Here is a 15155-nt window from a genome sequence, read left to right as displayed (position 1 = left end):
GTGGCTGCGAGCGCTCGTCGGCTCGTTGCGGGTTCGCCAGTGCGACGACGCGTTACGGAGGAGGTGGCGCGTTGGCCGCGGCGTCATCCGTCCGCTGGCGAAACGGCGGGCCGGTGCGGAGGCTCAGATGGTGTGTCTGCGTCGCACGCTGCCTGGGCCTTGTCGAGGTGCTCTGTGATTTGTTGCTCGAGCCATGGGTCGGAGCGTTCGACAGCGATCTGCAGGGCCTCGTGATGGACCCGCACTGCGTCCTGGGCGGATCCACCCAGGAGAAGGGCGCACCCAAGGTCGTCGAGTACCCGGGCTTCGGCCATCCGATCACCGAGCGCATGCAGTTTCTGTGCGGACTCTTGCAAGTTCGCGACCCCTTGAGCGTGCATGCCCAGTTCCACCCGTGTCAGGCCAATGGAGCCCAGCGTGATGGCGATTCCACGCTCATCCATCGTTGTTCGCCGTAGGGCAAGGGCCTCCTCGTGACATTCGAGAGCACTGTCGTACTCCTCGCGATCGCGGTGGAGCGATCCGAGTAGGAATAGCGCCTTGGACTGCCCTCTTGCATCGTCAATCTGTCTATTGATGTGGAGAGCCTCACTCGCATATTCGGCGGCGTCGTCAGCCCTGCCCATGCGCCTCAAGACGTTGCCGGCATTCAGGGTCACGAGCGAAACGAAGCGATTCTGCTTGTGGGCAAGGAACTCGACCTTGCTCATGTTCAGATATCTCAATGCAGAGTCTGAATGTCCGAGTTGAGCATGGGCTACTCCAAGGTCTGCGTTGAGCATGGCGTGGATCTTTCCTGGGGGAGCCACGGTGAGCGCATGTTCCAGGATTGCCGCCCACGTCGATGTGCGTTCGTTGGCGAGGAAGTAGGTCGAGAGGCCAGCCGCAACGTCGGCTACAGCTGATGGCGCGATCTCCTGAGCTTGCGCCATCAGTAGGCGGACGTTGGGTATCTCTCGTTCGAACCAGTCCCTTGCTTCCGCCGCGGTCGAGACCATGGACGGCTTTGCAACCTTGGGCAGCGGACGGAGGCTCTGACGCGCGTTTGCCGGCTCAAAGACCGCTGACGCGTGCCAGGCCATGTCTACATAGTGCTCGAGGGCCCGTGTGATGGCGGACTGGCGTTCGGCAACGGTCAGGCGTTCCGCGCCGAGTTCGCGGCCGAGGAGGACGACTAAGTCGTGGGCACGGTAGCGACCGAACTGCCTGCTCTCAAGCAAGTTGAGGTCGACGAGTCGTTCCATCATGTCGAATGCCCGGTCGATCGGTACGTCGCAGACGGCGGCCAGCATGGCAGCAGTGGCGTCTTCGAAGTCGATCGCGCAGGTCAGCATGAATGCCCGCGTGGCACTGACGCCTACGTGGTCTTCTCGAGACGAGAGCTCTTGGGTGGACAAGGTGAGGCTGGCGCGCACATCGATGTTGGCGTCAGCTAGGCCGCGAAGGCGGTTGTGCTCACCCTGTAGGTGCTCCAAGAGGGCAGTGACCGGCCAATGCGGCCGGGCGGCCAGGCGTCGGCCTGCGATGGTCAATGCCAACGGCAGGTGACCACACAGCGTGACGAGCTCGGTCCCGCCGCGAGAACTGACGTTGTCGACGGGCCGCTCTGAGGTCTTCGCCAACAGATCAATCGCATCCGCTGTGCTCATGACGCCCAGTTCGACGGTGCGTGCCTGCGCGAACTCTGTAAATCGCTTGCGGCTCGTCACGATGACTGCGACGGGACCGACCACTTGAAGGAAGGGCGCGAACTGTGCCGGGTCAGCGGCATTGTCAAGGACAATCAGGACGCGTCGCTGATGAAGATGTGTGCGTAGCTGAGCTGATGCCTCTTCGAGGCTTTCAGGAATCTGGTCCGCCGGAATCCCTGTCGCGCGAAGAGCACGACTGACGATCTCGAGGGGCGAGAGCGCGTCGATCGCGCTGAAACCGTGCAGATCGATATGCACGGAGCCGTCAGGAAAATTACGACAGATTCGGTGCGCGACGTCGAGTGCCAGGGAGGACTTTCCAACCCCGCCCATACCCGAGATGCAGAGTGACGGGGCTACTGCCGTGTCCTGGCTCAATATATGAATGGATCGCTGCACCTCCTTCGCGCGACCGACGAAGGACGTTTCGCCAGCTGGCAGCTGGCGAGGCGTGTGCCACGCATCTGAGACCCGTTGGGAGGGCGCTCCTTGCGATGGTGCCGGTTGGCCGCGTCGGCGAGCCATCCTGAAGAGCTCGTCTCGATGCTCGTCAGATAACGAGAGGGCCTTGGCGATGCGAGCGACGGTGTCGCGGTATGGATAGCGACGATCCCCGCGCTCGAGCGCACCAATGGCCTGCGCGCTGAGTCCCGCTCGATGAGCCAGGTCTTCTTGGGTGAACGCCGCGTCCAGCCGATGGCTTCGTAACCGCTCGCCGAACGAGACCTGCGTCATTGGCCCTCCCCGACCTGCCGATGCGTCGCGGCGACGCTCAACGATGTCCCGGAGCTACGCTCTCACACGCTCGAACGGCGTGATGCCCACCAGTGTGTAGGCGAAGTGTGCAGGTTGTTGCTGGTCCTCTGCGCGACGCGAGTCGAGCATCGGCGCATGACACATCGCGGCCACCTGCCACGGATCAACGTCTCGCTCCGCCCCGAGCCGACCATCGAGTGGGACGCGGGCACGAGTCCTCCACCGCCGAAGCAATGAGGTAAACCACCTCGCAGGCGGTGGTGCCCGGTCGGATGAGATGCTCGCGGTCGTGTCCAGAAGACTCGTGGTCGGTGCGGCCCTCGTTGATGATCTCGACCAGCCCACCCGCCTGCTCGCCGCGCGGCGTACCGAACCGTCCCACCTCGCCGGGGGCTGGGAGCTCCCCGGCGGCAAGGTCGAGGAGGGAGAGACGCTGGTCGAGGCGGTGCACCGCGAGCTCGAGGAAGAGCTAGACGTGCACATCGAGCTCGGCGTGGCTGTCCCAGGGCCGCTCACGACCAACGGTGAGGTCGGCGCCTGGCCGCTCGGAGAGTCGTACGCCATGCATGTCCGGCTCGCCCGCGTGACCCACGGCGAGGCGCGGCCCGTCGCCGAGCACGACCAGGTGCGATGGCTGACCAAGCAGGACCTGTACGACGTCGACTGGCTGCCCGATGACCTTCCTGTGATCCGCGCGGTGGAGACCCACCTGCGCTGACTCTCGCTGCGCCGGTGAACCCCGCAGCCGCCGCAGACGTCGGACCGTGCGCCATGCTGTGGCGCTGAGTCAGGTGTCGCGCGGTGCGACGAGAGCCGAGGGGACACGATGCAGACGATCCATCCCGGTGCCGTGGTGGGCACCACGATCTGGCGGCTGGCCATCGCGGCGTGTGCCTTCACCGGGTGGTGGCTCTACGGGCACGACCCGGACGAGTTCATCTTCCTCACCCAGAGCGGCAACTTCCTGGCATCGATCGTCTACGCGCTGATCGCCGTCGTCGGCCTGCTCTACGGCCTGTCCACGCACCGCGAGCTGGGCACAGCCGTGATCCGCGGCGCGATGACGGTGCTGCTGATCGTGGTCGGCTGCACCTACGTCGGGGTGATCGGCGGCGACACCTCTGAGACCAAGGACCTGCTGACGCACGTCGTGACACCGACCCTCGTGGTCATCGACTGGTGCTTCGTCGGCCGCAGCCAGAACCGCAGCCGCTGGTGGTACCCGTTCCTGTGGGTGCTCCTGCCCTCGATCTACCTCGTCTGGTACTCCGTGTCCGACGGTTTCAGCGACCGCTCCAGCTGGGGCAGCCCGATCTACGACTTCATGGATCCGAGCGAAGGCTCCTATCCCGGAGTCGTGGCCGGCCTGGTCAGCGGCACCTTCGTCGGCGCATTCCTGCTCTACGGCATCGCCAAGCTGAAGGCCTCGACGTCACCGCAGTCGCAGCAGCAGCTGCAGGCGCCCGGTTGGCCGCAAGGCGCTCCCATGCAGCAGCCGTACGCCGCCCCCTGGCAGGGCGCGCCCGTACAGCAGCCGTACGCCGCTCCCGCCCAGCAGCCGTACGCCGGCCCTCCTGCCCAGCAGCCGTACGCCCCTCCCGCTCAGCCGTGGGCGCCACACCAGCCGCCGCCTCAGGGCTGGGAGCCGCCGCAGCAGCAGGGCCCGCCCCCGCAGCTGCCGCCGCAGAACCCGCAGCCGCAGCCGCCGCAGCACCAGCCGGCGCCTCAGGCCCGGCTCCCGCGCCGGTCGGACCCGACCCAGCGCTGAGCGCGTTCGCAGTCAACCGGGTCACGAATCCGTCACGATGGTTCGGGCTCGAACTAGTTTGCTCTAGCGTGGACTCGACCTGAGGAGGTCCGGATGTCCGCTGCGTTCCAACCCGCTCTCCGCCGCTCCGGCACCACGCTCGTCGTGGCCGCGGTGCTCGCCGTCATCGTCGCGATTGCGACCGCATGCTCAGCCTCGCCGGCCAAGGCGTCATCACCGTCGATGGACCGGAGCACCGCCTCCGCGCCCGGCCTGCGGGGCTTAAGGCCATGCGCCGATCCGGCGCTCGCGGACTTCAGCTGCGGCACCTTGCGGGTGCCGGTCGACCACGCCAAGCCACGCGGCCGCACGCTCGACCTGCCGGTGACGGTCCAGCACGGCCCGGCGAGCGCACCCGTACTGCTCAACCTGACCGGCGGTCCTGGCCAGCCGGGCGTCTCGTTCGCCGCCAAGACCAAGCAGCGGCTCGGGAAGGCGCTGGACGGTCGCCGGCTCGTGATGTTCGACCAGCGCGGCACGGGTTCGACAGCCCTGAGCTGCCCCGGCCTGCAGCGTGAGATGGGCCAGTCAGACCTGGTGACCCCGACGCAGGCTGCGGTCAAGGAGTGCTCCGACATCGTCGGTAACGACCGCGCGTTCTACGGCACCCAGGACACCGTGTCCGACATGGAGCTGCTGCGCCGGGCGCTCGGCGTACGCACGATGACCGTCGACGGCACGTCGTACGGCAGCTACGTCGCCGAGCGTTACGCGCTGACCTACCCGCACGGTGTCGACCACCTCGTGCTGGATTCAGTGGTGCCGCACCGCTGGACCCCAGAAGGGAGCCTGTCGCTGGCGAGCATGCCGGCCGTACGCCGCGTGCTCGGGCTGGTCTGCAAGGAGCTGAGCTGTACGACCGACCCGGTCGCCGACCTGGCGACTCTGGTCAAGAAGAACTACGACGGCCCGGCGCTGCTCAACATGATGGCTGTGATCAGCGTCGTCCAGCCCAAGATGGAGTTCGTCCCAGGCATGCTGCACGACGCGGTCAACGGCAACGACGGTCTGCTGCAGGGCTGGCTGCAGGGTGTCGTCGGAGAGGTGCCGCCGGCCGAGTTCAGTCAGGGCCTGCACGCGGCGACGCTGTGCATGGACCAGGCCGAGCCGTGGGGAGACAGTGACACGCCGTACGCCCAGCGCGAGGCGGCGATCGCCAAGGTGAAGCGCACGCTGTCGCCGAAGCAGACGTACCCCTTCGACGTCGAGACCGCGACCGACAACGGACTGGTCCAGCTGTGCCGTGGGTGGGGCATCACGCCGCCCGACGCGATCTCGGGCAAGCGCAACCTCCCGCCGGTGCCGACGTTGTTCTTGGCTGGCGACCACGATCTGTCGACGCCGTGGGAGTGGGCTCGCACGGAGTTCGACAAGGCGCCGCACGGCGAGGTCATGCTCGTCAAGGGTGCCGGTCACTCGGTCCAGTCCCGAGGAGTCGATTACCCGGAGGTCATCACCCGGCTGGACGCGTTTCTGGATCGTCGGCACTGATCGCCTCGGCCAGCCGGCGGTGCAGCGTGAGCACGGAGCGCTGCACGTCGGCCAGGTCGGCGCCCAACCGCTCGTTGAGGTCGAGCTGCGCGCCCTGTGACGCGTCGGCCGCCTGGTGATGAGCCTCGCGTCCGGCGGCGGTGAGTGCGACGTACGACGACCGCCCGTCTGCCGGGTTGGGCAGCCGCTCGATGTGGCCGCGCCGCTCCAGCGTGCTGAGGTAACCGGTCAGGGTGGACCGCGGCAGGTTGATCTGGTCGGCGAGGTCGCTCGGCGTCACGGGTTCGCCGCGCATCCAGATGGCCGAGTAGATCGCGAACTCCGACGGCGTCATCCCCGTGCCCTCGAGAGCCTTGGCGAGGAGGGTGCCGACCTGTTGCTCCACCAGGAACGCGTTGTAGAACAACTGGTGGGCGCGAAGCCCTCGTCCCTGATCCGCCTCGTGCATGGCGCCAGGTTAGAGGGCGTGGCGAGGCCCACCCACGCCGTGGTCAGCGGGACCCGAAAACCCTGAGACACTAGGGATCATGCCCAGCATGTCTCGCAACGACGTTCGGAACGTCGCCATTGTCGCCCACGTTGACCACGGCAAGACGACCCTTGTCGACAAGATGCTCCGGCAGACGGGAGCGTTCAGCGAACGCCAGACCGTCGAAGCCACCGGTGAGCGCGTCATGGACTCCGGCGACCTGGAGCGCGAGAAGGGCATCACCATCCTCGCGAAGAACACCGCCATCCACTACGGCGGCAAGGCGGCCGTCGACTCGGGCGTACCTGACGGCATCACCATCAACATCATCGACACCCCTGGCCACGCCGACTTCGGTGGCGAGGTCGAGCGCGGCCTGTCCATGGTCGACGGTGTCGTGCTGCTGGTGGACGCCTCTGAGGGTCCGCTGCCGCAGACCCGCTTCGTGCTGCGCAAGGCGCTGGCCGCCGAGATGCCCGTGATCCTGTGCATCAACAAGGTCGACCGCCCCGACTCCCGCATCGAGGAGGTCGAGGAAGAGACCTACGAGCTCTTCATGGACCTGCTCGACGATGCCGAGGGCCACGCCGACCAGCTGGACTTCCCGGTCGTCTACGCCTCGGCCAAGGCTGGTATCGCCTCGACCGACCGTCCCGCCGACGGTGGTCTGCCGGACGGCGATGACCTCGAGCCGCTGTTCCGCACGATCATCGAGACCATCCCCGCGCCGTCGTACGAGGAGGGTGCGCCGCTGCAGGCGCACGTCACCAACCTCGACTCCAGCAACTTCCTGGGCCGCCTCGCGCTGCTGCGCGTGCACAACGGCGAGATCCGCAAGGGTCAGCAGGTCACCTGGTGCCGTCACGACGGCAGCCAGACCAAGGTCAAGATCACCGAGCTGCTGATGACCAGCGGCCTGGAGCGCGAGCCCGCCGAGAAGGCCGGCCCCGGCGATATCATCGCCGTCGCCGGTATCCCCGAGATCACCATCGGCGAGACCCTGGCTGACGCCGACAACCCGATCCCGCTGCCGCTCATCACGGTTGACGAGCCGGCGATCTCCATGACCATCGGCACCAACACCTCGCCGCTGGCCGGCAAGGTGCGCGGCGCCAAGGTCACCGCGCGACTGGTCAAGGACCGCCTCGACCGCGAGCTGGTCGGCAACGTGTCGCTGCGCGTGCTGCCGACCGAGCGTCCGGACGCGTGGGAGGTTCAGGGCCGCGGCGAGCTGGCGTTGGCGATCCTGGTCGAGCAGATGCGCCGCGAGGGCTACGAGCTGACGGTGGGCAAGCCACAGGTGGTCACCCGCGAGGTCGACGGCAAGCTGCACGAGCCGGTCGAGCAGCTCACGATCGACACCCCGGAGGAATACCTCGGGACGATCACCCAGATCCTCGCCGCCCGCAAGGGACGCATGGAGCAGATGACCAACCACGGCACCGGCTGGGTCCGGATGGAGTTCGTGGTGCCCTCGCGTGGGCTCATCGGCTTCCGCACCGAGTTCCTCACCGAGACCCGAGGCACCGGCATCGCCCACCACGTCTTCGAGGGCTACGAGCCGTGGTTCGGCCCCATCGTGACGCGCATGTCCGGCTCTCTGGTCTCCGACCGCTCGGGTGCCGTGACGGCGTACGCCATGGTCAACCTGCAGGAGCGCGGAATCCTGTTCATCGAGCCGACGACCGAGGTCTACGAGGGCATGATCGTCGGCGAGAACTCGCGTGCGGACGACATGGACGTCAACATCACTCGCGAGAAGAAGCTCACCAACGTGCGCGCCTCCTCGGCTGACAACTTCGAGAAGGTCATCCCGCCGCGCAAGCTCTCGCTCGAGCAGTCGCTGGAGTTCTGCCGCGAGGACGAGTGCGTCGAGGTCACCCCCGAAGACGTACGCATCCGCAAGGTCGTCCTCGGAGCCAGCGAGCGCGGCCGGGCGGCGGCTCGCGCCCGCCGCTGAGCCAGCGTCGCCGTGCGCCTTCTCTTCGTCCACGCGCATCCTGACGACGAGTCCCTCTGGACCGGCGTCTCGTTGGCGCACCACGTCGCCGACGGCGACGAGGTGCATGTCCTGACGATGACGCTGGGCGAGGAGGGCGAGGTCATTCCGCCCGAGCTCGCCCACCTGGAGCTCCCGCCCGGGGAGCCGCGTGATCCGGATGCGCAGGATCCGCTCGGCGCGCTGCGCCGCGAAGAGCTGCGGGACGCGATGGCGTACGCCGGTGTCACCTCCTCCGTCGTCCTCGGCGAGGACGACGACCCGGTCCAGCTGGCCGATCCGGAGCGCGCCCTGCCGCGTTATCGCGACTCAGGCATGGCCGGTACGCCGTCGGTCGAGCATCCGTCCGCGTTCGTACGGGCTGATCTCGACGACGCGGCCGAGGCGGTCGCCGCGCACATCCGGCGCGTGGACGCCGATGTCGTGGTGACCTATGACGCCAACGGCGGATACGGGCATCCCGACCACATCCAGACGCACCGGGTGACCCGCGCGGCTGTGCAGCTGGTGGAGCGGACACCACGGCTGATGGTGATCCTCACGCCGCAGTCCTGGGCGAGCCAGGACCGTTCCTGGCTGAAGCACGTGCCGGAGGCGCGGCTGCGGGCGGACCGACTGGAGCTGCCGCCCGAGGGCCACGCGGCCGAGCTGTCCGTCGTACCTGATGACGTCGTCACGCACGCCACGGTCGACCCGAGCGCCGTCGCGACCCAGCGCACCGCCCTGGGTGCGCACCGCACCCAGGTTCGCGTATTCGATGACTGCTTCGCGCTGTCCAACGATGTCGCCGTACGACTGGCGGGGCGTGAGGGTTTTGCCGAGATCGACCCAGCGACCGGGTCGCTGCTCAAGGGCAACGAGGGAGCACGGCGCGGGCTGACGGAGGAGGTCTGAGATGTCATCAGTCGACGAGGGCGACTACCGCAGAGCCGTCAGCCGGTTCGCGACCGGTGTAAGTGTCGTCACGACCCAGGACGGTCATCTCGACCATGCGATGACGGCCAACGCCGTCTGCTCGGTCTCCTTGGATCCCCTGCTGATGCTGGTCAGTGTCGAGCGCGAGGCGCGCTTCCACGACGCGATCATCGAGGCCGGCGTGTGGGGTCTGAGCATCCTGCCCGCCACTGCGCGAGGCACCGCCCAGTGGCTGGCCACCCGAGGGCGACCGCTGCACGGGCAGCTGGACCGGGTGCCGCACCACCGGGGTGAGGTGACGGGCGTACCGCTGCTGTCTGAGGCGTTGGCCCAGCTGGAGCTCAAGACAGTTCAGTCACATCCGGCAGGTGATCACACGCTCGTCGTGGGCCACGTACTCTCTGTTCAGGCCAGTGAGCACCCCGGGGACGCCCTGGTCTACTACCGAGGACGATTTGGAGCACTTCCGTGAGCACGAACGACGCGGGCACGCCCGAAAACGGCGAGCCCGAGGTGGAGCAGCCTGCCACTGACACCTCGAAGCAGGAGTCCACGGCTGCGAAGGGCGCGACCAAGCTGCCCACCGTGCCTGTAGAAGACGCACCTGCACGCGTTCAGCTGCCGACCGCCAAGGCGGACAAGGCAGCGCCTGCGAAGGACGAGCCGGCAGTCGCGAAGAGCGAGCCGTCCGAGCCTGCCGCCGCGAAGAGCGAGCCGTCCGAGCCGGCGCCCGTCAAGGAGGAGCCGGCCGCGAAACCAGCGGCAGCCAAGAGCGAAGCCTCCAAGCCCGCAGTGGCGAAGGATCAGCCTTCGACCGATGCCCCCTCCAGGCCCGCGCCTGCCAAGCGTGCCCCGTCGACGGGCGAGACCACCGAGCTCGCTATCCAGACGCCCGCCCGCGCCTCGAGCGGGGAGACCACCGAGCTCTCCGTGCAGACGGCACGGTCCGCTGCCCAGGAATCTCGTCCGGCGGCACAGGCGCCGCGCCCAGCGGCCACCGCACCGCGTACTGCTGCCAGTACCCCGCGGCCAGCGGCCTCTGCACCGCGTCCTGCTGCCAGCGCGCCGCGTCCGCAGACCCAGCAGGCCCCGTACGACCAGTACGACGACTTCGACGACGAGCCCAGGGTCGCGCAGCCGGTCGGAGGTCCGCCCGTGGGCGGTCCGCCGAAGTCGGCCGGCCGTCAGGTGCGCAAGATCTGGTGGCCCATCGGTGGCCTGGCCCTGCTGCTCATCCTCGGTTACGTCGGGACGGCGCTCTGGGAGGGCGACCGGATCTCCTCCGGGACGACCGTGGGCGGCGTCGACGTCGGCGGCCTGGGCAAGGACGAGGCGGCCGCGCGTCTGACGACGGAGGCCGCGAAGGTCAGCAAGCTGCCCGTGACGGTCAGCCTCGACAAGGACCGCGTCGAGATCCAGCCGGCCTCGGCCGGGCTCGGTCTCGATGTCGAGAAGTCTCTCGCCGGTCTGACCGACCGGGGCTTCGGCCCGGGTGACGTATTCGGTTACTTCACCGGCGGTGGGGACAAGCCCGCCGTGACCAAGGCCAACCCAGCCACGCTGGCGGAGGCTATCGACAAGGCCACCCGTACGGTCATCACCGGCAACCCGGTCGACGGCAAGGTGAGCTTCGAGAACGGCAAGGTCGAGGTCGTACGTTCGAAGCCGGGCCAGGGCGTCGACTCCGACGCGTTGGCCGCCCAGATCGGTAAGGAGTGGCCCGCCAAGCGAGCGTTCTCGACCCAGGTCAGCGAGCGCGAGGGTCGGCTCAAGAACGCCGAGATCGACCGGTTCGTCAAGGAATTCGGCGACAAGGCGATGTCGGGCGACCTGACGGTCACCGACGGCAAGGTCAGTACCAAGCTCACGCCAGGTCAGCTGTCGGCAGTGCTCAGCGTCAAGAGCTCTGGTGGCAAGCTCACGCCGTCCCTGGACAGCGAGAAGCTCGCCGACAAGATCATGTCGCTCAAGCCCGAGCTCGCGACGCCGGCACGCAACGCGAAGGTCCAGCTGGTCAGCGGGCAGCCGAAGGTGACGCCGTCGGTCGACGGCACCGAGATCGACCGCGCCAAGCTGGGTCCGGCGGTGATCGCGGCCCTCACGACCGACGAGCGCACCGCCACGATCGCGACCAAGCCGGTCAAGGCCAAGGTGACGACCGAGCAGGTTCAGGCACTGGACGCCAAGAACGTCGTGTCGGAGTTCCGCTCGAGGTTCCCGACCGGTCCGAGCAACGCGGCGCGTACCAAGAACATCCGGGTCGCGCTCAGCATCCTCAACGGTCAGGTCGTCGGCGCCGGTGAGCAGTTCAGCCTGGTCAAGGCGCTGGGCGGCGAGATGACCGCTGCGCAGGGCTACGTCGAAGCGCCGACGATCCAGGACGGCCATGAGCGGGCCGCGATGGGTGGTGGCGTGTCACAGGTGTCGACCACCGTCTACAACACGGCGTTCTTCGCCGGCGTGCAGCTCGATGAGCACAAACCGCACTCGTTCTGGATCCCGCGCTACCCGATGGGTCGCGAGGCGACCCTGTGGATCCCGGACCTGGACAACAAGTGGACCAACACCACGGGTGCACCGATCCTCATCGAGGCCGGCGTCCAGGGCAACGAGGTGGTGATGCGCTTCTACGGCAAGAAGACCTTCACGGTCGAGACGACGACCGGCCCGCAGCGCAGCTTCACCCAGCCGAAGACGATCTACGACAACCACCCGGGTTGTATCCGCGTGCCGCCGCAGCGTGGCTTCACCGTCGATGTGAAGCGCGTGGTCAAGCAGGGCGGGACGGTCGTCAAGAACGAGACCCTGACGACGACGTACAAGGCCGCCAACAACATCATCTGCGGTCCGCCTCCCTCCGGTGGCTCCACCGCGCCGCCGCCGGGGTCGACCAACCCGCCCACGGACTGACGCTACCTGAACCGACGAGACTCCTCTTCCGGCCGAGGTCGCAGGCTCCCTCGGTCCGGCATCGTCGTCCCGGGCTCTGCTCCTTCTGGACGAGACTCCTCTTCCGGCCGAGGTCGCAGGCTCCCTCGGTCCGGCATCGTCGTCCCGTCGCTCGCAGTCCGGACCCGTCCGACATCACGATGGCTGGTTGTCCGATGATGCGTGAATGACTTCGGAGCTGGTCGCCGACCTTCGTGCCGTCGGGCTGCGTGATGTCCTCTCCGACTCGACGAGTCGCGCGGCCTACTCCTCGGACGCCTCGCTCTATCGTCTGCTGCCCCAGGTCGTCGTCCGGCCGTACGACCGTGACGAGGTGCTCGCCGCGCTCGAGGTCAGCAGGCGGCACCAGGCGCCGGTGACGTCGCGCGGCGGCGGTACGTCCATCGCGGGCAACGCGGTCGGCACCGGTGTGGTGCTGGACTTCAGCCGGCACATGAACCAGGTGATCTCGCTGGATCGTGAGTCAGCGAGCGCGGTCGTCCAACCCGGCACAGTGCACGCCACCCTGCAGCGGCAGGCGCTCGCGTCGGGTCTGCGCTACGGGCCGGACCCGTCCTCGCACACCCGCTGCACGATCGGCGGGATGGTCGGCAACAACGCGTGCGGCAACCGAGCGCTCGGCTACGGCAAGACGGGCGACAACCTGCTCGGGGCCGAGCTGGTCACTGCGGCGGGAGAGGTGCTGCGTACGGCTGTGGGCACCCCGCGCGCCGACGTCCTCGCCGCGTCACCGACCTGGGCCGCGCTGGATGCCGTTGCCGCACAACATCTTTCGACGATCCGCACCGAGCTGGGACGTTTCGGCCGACAGGTGTCCGGCTACGCCGCCCAGCACTTGCTGCCCGAGAACGGCTTCGACGTGACGCGGCTGCTCGCCGGCAGCGAAGGCACGCTCGGCGTGCTGACCGAGGCGACCGTACGCCTTGTCACCGAGCCGGCTCATCGGCTGCTGGTCGTGCTGGGCTACCCGGACATCGCCACGGCCGGAGATGCAGCACACCTGATGCTGGCCTTCGACCCGGTCGCGGTCGAGGGCATGGACAGGCGCATCGTCGACATCCTGCTCGCCCGTCGCGGTCCGTCGGCGGTCCCTGCTCTACCGCGCGGCGACGGCTGGCTACTCATCGAGCTTGCCGGTGACGACGAGGGGGAGGTGCTCGCCAGGGCCGAGCGCCTGGCCGCCGAGTCGGACGCCGTGGAGTCCAGGATCGTGGTCGACAAGGGCGAGGCCGCGTCCCTGTGGCGAGTTCGTGAGGACGGTGCGGGGTTGTCCGGACGTAGTCCTCGGGACCGGCCCGCGCACGCCGGCTGGGAGGACGCCGCTGTGCCGCCTGAGCAGCTGGGACCCTACCTCCGCGACTTCGACGCGCTGCTGGAGCAGCATGATCTGACGGGCCTTCCCTATGGCCACTTCGGCGACGGCTGCTTGCACATCCGCATCGACTTCCCGCTCGAAAAGCCTTCTGGCACAGCCGAGTTCGGCAACTTCCTGCGAGAGTCCGCTGCGCTCGTCGCGTCGTACGGCGGCTCCCTGTCGGGCGAGCACGGCGACGGTCGCGCGCGCAGCGAGCTGCTGCCGACGATGTACTCACCCGACGCCCTTCAGCTGTTCGCCGAGATCAAGCACCACCTCGACCCGACCAACCTGCTCAACCCCGGAGTGCTCGTGGACCCGGCAGCCGCGACCGATGACCTGCGCATCCCGGCAGCCCAGCCGGTGCGCGCGAAGCTCGCGATGGCGTACGAGCACGATCGCGGCGACTTCTCGCAGGCGGTCCACCGCTGCACCGGGGTCGGCAAGTGCCGCGCCGACAACACCGGCACCGGGGGAGTGATGTGTCCTTCCTACCTCGCCACGGGTGAGGAGAAGGACTCCACGCGGGGCCGGGCGCGGGTGCTGCAGGAGATGGTCAACGGTTCGCTGGTCACCGGCTGGGACGCGCCGGAGGTCCACGAGGCGCTCGATCTGTGCCTGTCGTGCAAGGGCTGCGCGTCGGACTGCCCGACCGGTATCGACATGGCGACCTACAAGTCCGAGGTGCTGCACCAGACCTACCAGGGCAAGCGGCGGCCGCGCACGCACTACGCGCTGGGGCAGCTGCCGAGATGGGTCCGGATGGGCTCGCGGATGCCGAAGGTGGTCAACGCGATGTTCCGGGTCGGCGACCGGTTCTCGGCGCTGAAGAAGGTCGCCGGTGTGGATCCTCGGCGGTCCATTCCCGCCCTCGCCCCCGACACGTTCCGTTCGTGGGCGAAGGCGAATAGCGTTGGCATCTTTGACGGTTCGCCGATTGGTGAGCGCCAGATGCTGCTCATGATCGATACGTTCACCGACTACTTCTCACCGGAGGTCGGCCAGGCCGCGGTCCGGGTGCTGCGCGCCGCGGGATATGAACCCGTGGTCACCGAGCGTGCCGGATGCTGCGGCCTGACGTGGATCACGACCGGCCAGCTCGATGCTGCCAAGAAGATCCTCGGCAGCACGGTCGATGACCTGGCCGCTGCGGCCGAGGCAGGGCTGCCGATCGTCGGGTTGGAACCGTCGTGCACTGCAGTGCTCCGCTCCGACGCCGTCGAGCTCGTGGGTGGTGACGCGGCCACCCGCGTGGCAGCGGGGACGCAGACGCTCGCTGAGTTCCTGGAGGCCGACCCGGAGTGGTCACCGCCATCGCTGGAAGGCACGTCGGTGATCGCCCAGCCGCACTGCCACCACCACGCCATCATGTCGTGGACGCCGGACGCGGCACTGCTCAAGAAGGCCGGCGCCGACGTCCAGCGCCTCGGCGGATGTTGTGGACTGGCAGGCAATTTCGGTGTCGAGCAGGGTCACTACGAGGTGTCCGTCAAGGTGGCCGAGCACTCGCTGCTGCCGGCGCTGCGCGACAACCGCGACGGCGTACTCCTGGCGGACGGGTTCTCCTGCCGCACCCAGGTCGCCGACCTCACCGACCGGCGCGGCATCCACCTCGCCCAGCTCCTCGACCCCGATCGCTCGTCAGCGACCCCGCTGGTCGAGTAGGCGAGCCCCCAAGGGCGAGCCGTATCGAGACCGGGCGACCGCGCGCACCTGGTCTCGAT

At 68.1% G+C, this 15155-nt stretch carries 10 protein-coding genes; 8 read left to right on the top strand and 2 right to left on the bottom strand.

From position 1 onward, the window contains the following. Positions 1 to 83: 83 nt before the first annotated feature. On the bottom strand, positions 84 to 2426 hold the full coding sequence (locus VV02_RS20395; RefSeq protein WP_083450324.1) for an XRE family transcriptional regulator: 2343 nt from the start codon (positions 2424 to 2426) through the stop codon (positions 84 to 86). A gap of 310 nt (positions 2427 to 2736) precedes the next feature. Between VV02_RS20395 and VV02_RS20390 the strand changes: the two genes are divergently transcribed. The 3 genes from VV02_RS20390 (at position 2737) to VV02_RS20380 (ending at position 5745) form a co-directional block, all read left to right on the top strand. After that, positions 2737 to 3165: a (deoxy)nucleoside triphosphate pyrophosphohydrolase gene (locus VV02_RS20390; protein ID WP_245633146.1), complete on the top strand. Its 429-nt coding sequence runs from the start codon at positions 2737 to 2739 to the stop codon at positions 3163 to 3165. Positions 3166 to 3273: 108 nt separating this feature from the next. After that, positions 3274 to 4215: a Pr6Pr family membrane protein gene (locus VV02_RS26525; RefSeq protein ID WP_052594535.1), complete on the top strand. Its 942-nt coding sequence runs from the start codon at positions 3274 to 3276 to the stop codon at positions 4213 to 4215. A 93-nt stretch (positions 4216 to 4308) separates the two neighbouring features. After that, entirely contained in the window at positions 4309 to 5745 is a 1437-nt protein-coding gene (locus VV02_RS20380; RefSeq protein ID WP_052594533.1) for an alpha/beta hydrolase, read from the top strand. Here VV02_RS20380 and VV02_RS20375 read toward each other — a convergent pair. Beyond that, entirely contained in the window at positions 5708 to 6193 is a 486-nt protein-coding gene (locus VV02_RS20375; protein WP_083450323.1) for a MarR family winged helix-turn-helix transcriptional regulator, read from the bottom strand. The two genes, VV02_RS20380 and VV02_RS20375, sit on opposite strands and share 38 nt — an antisense overlap. Positions 6194 to 6272: 79 nt before the next feature. On the opposite strand from VV02_RS20375, the gene typA reads away from it, so the two are divergent. The 5 genes from typA to VV02_RS20350 all read left to right on the top strand — a co-directional run bounded on the left by typA (position 6273) and on the right by VV02_RS20350 (position 15096). After that, positions 6273 to 8174: a translational GTPase TypA gene (typA, locus tag VV02_RS20370; protein ID WP_052594529.1), complete on the top strand. Its 1902-nt coding sequence runs from the start codon at positions 6273 to 6275 to the stop codon at positions 8172 to 8174. Positions 8175 to 8186: 12 nt separating this feature from the next. Continuing rightward, positions 8187 to 9107 (top strand): PIG-L family deacetylase, encoded by a 921-nt coding sequence (locus VV02_RS20365; RefSeq protein WP_052594527.1) that lies wholly within the window; start codon positions 8187 to 8189, stop codon positions 9105 to 9107. Position 9108: 1 nt separating this feature from the next. Next, complete coding sequence (locus tag VV02_RS20360) at positions 9109 to 9600, top strand: flavin reductase family protein (protein WP_052594525.1); 492 nt, start codon at positions 9109 to 9111, stop codon at positions 9598 to 9600. Continuing rightward, a complete protein-coding gene (locus tag VV02_RS20355; RefSeq protein ID WP_052594523.1) occupies positions 9597 to 12038 on the top strand; it encodes a VanW family protein in 2442 nt (813 codons plus the stop codon). Before VV02_RS20360 ends, VV02_RS20355 begins: the two co-directional genes overlap by 4 nt. 205 nt (positions 12039 to 12243) lie before the next feature. Further along, positions 12244 to 15096: an FAD-binding and (Fe-S)-binding domain-containing protein gene (locus VV02_RS20350; RefSeq protein ID WP_052594521.1), complete on the top strand. Its 2853-nt coding sequence runs from the start codon at positions 12244 to 12246 to the stop codon at positions 15094 to 15096. Positions 15097 to 15155 lie beyond the last annotated feature (59 nt).

The sequence above is a fragment of the Luteipulveratus mongoliensis genome (assembly GCF_001190945.1).
Lineage (GTDB): Bacteria > Actinomycetota > Actinomycetes > Actinomycetales > Dermatophilaceae > Luteipulveratus > Luteipulveratus mongoliensis.
The sequence above is the reverse complement of the archived record's forward strand: the minus strand, read 5'-3'. Positions and strand labels throughout refer to the sequence as shown.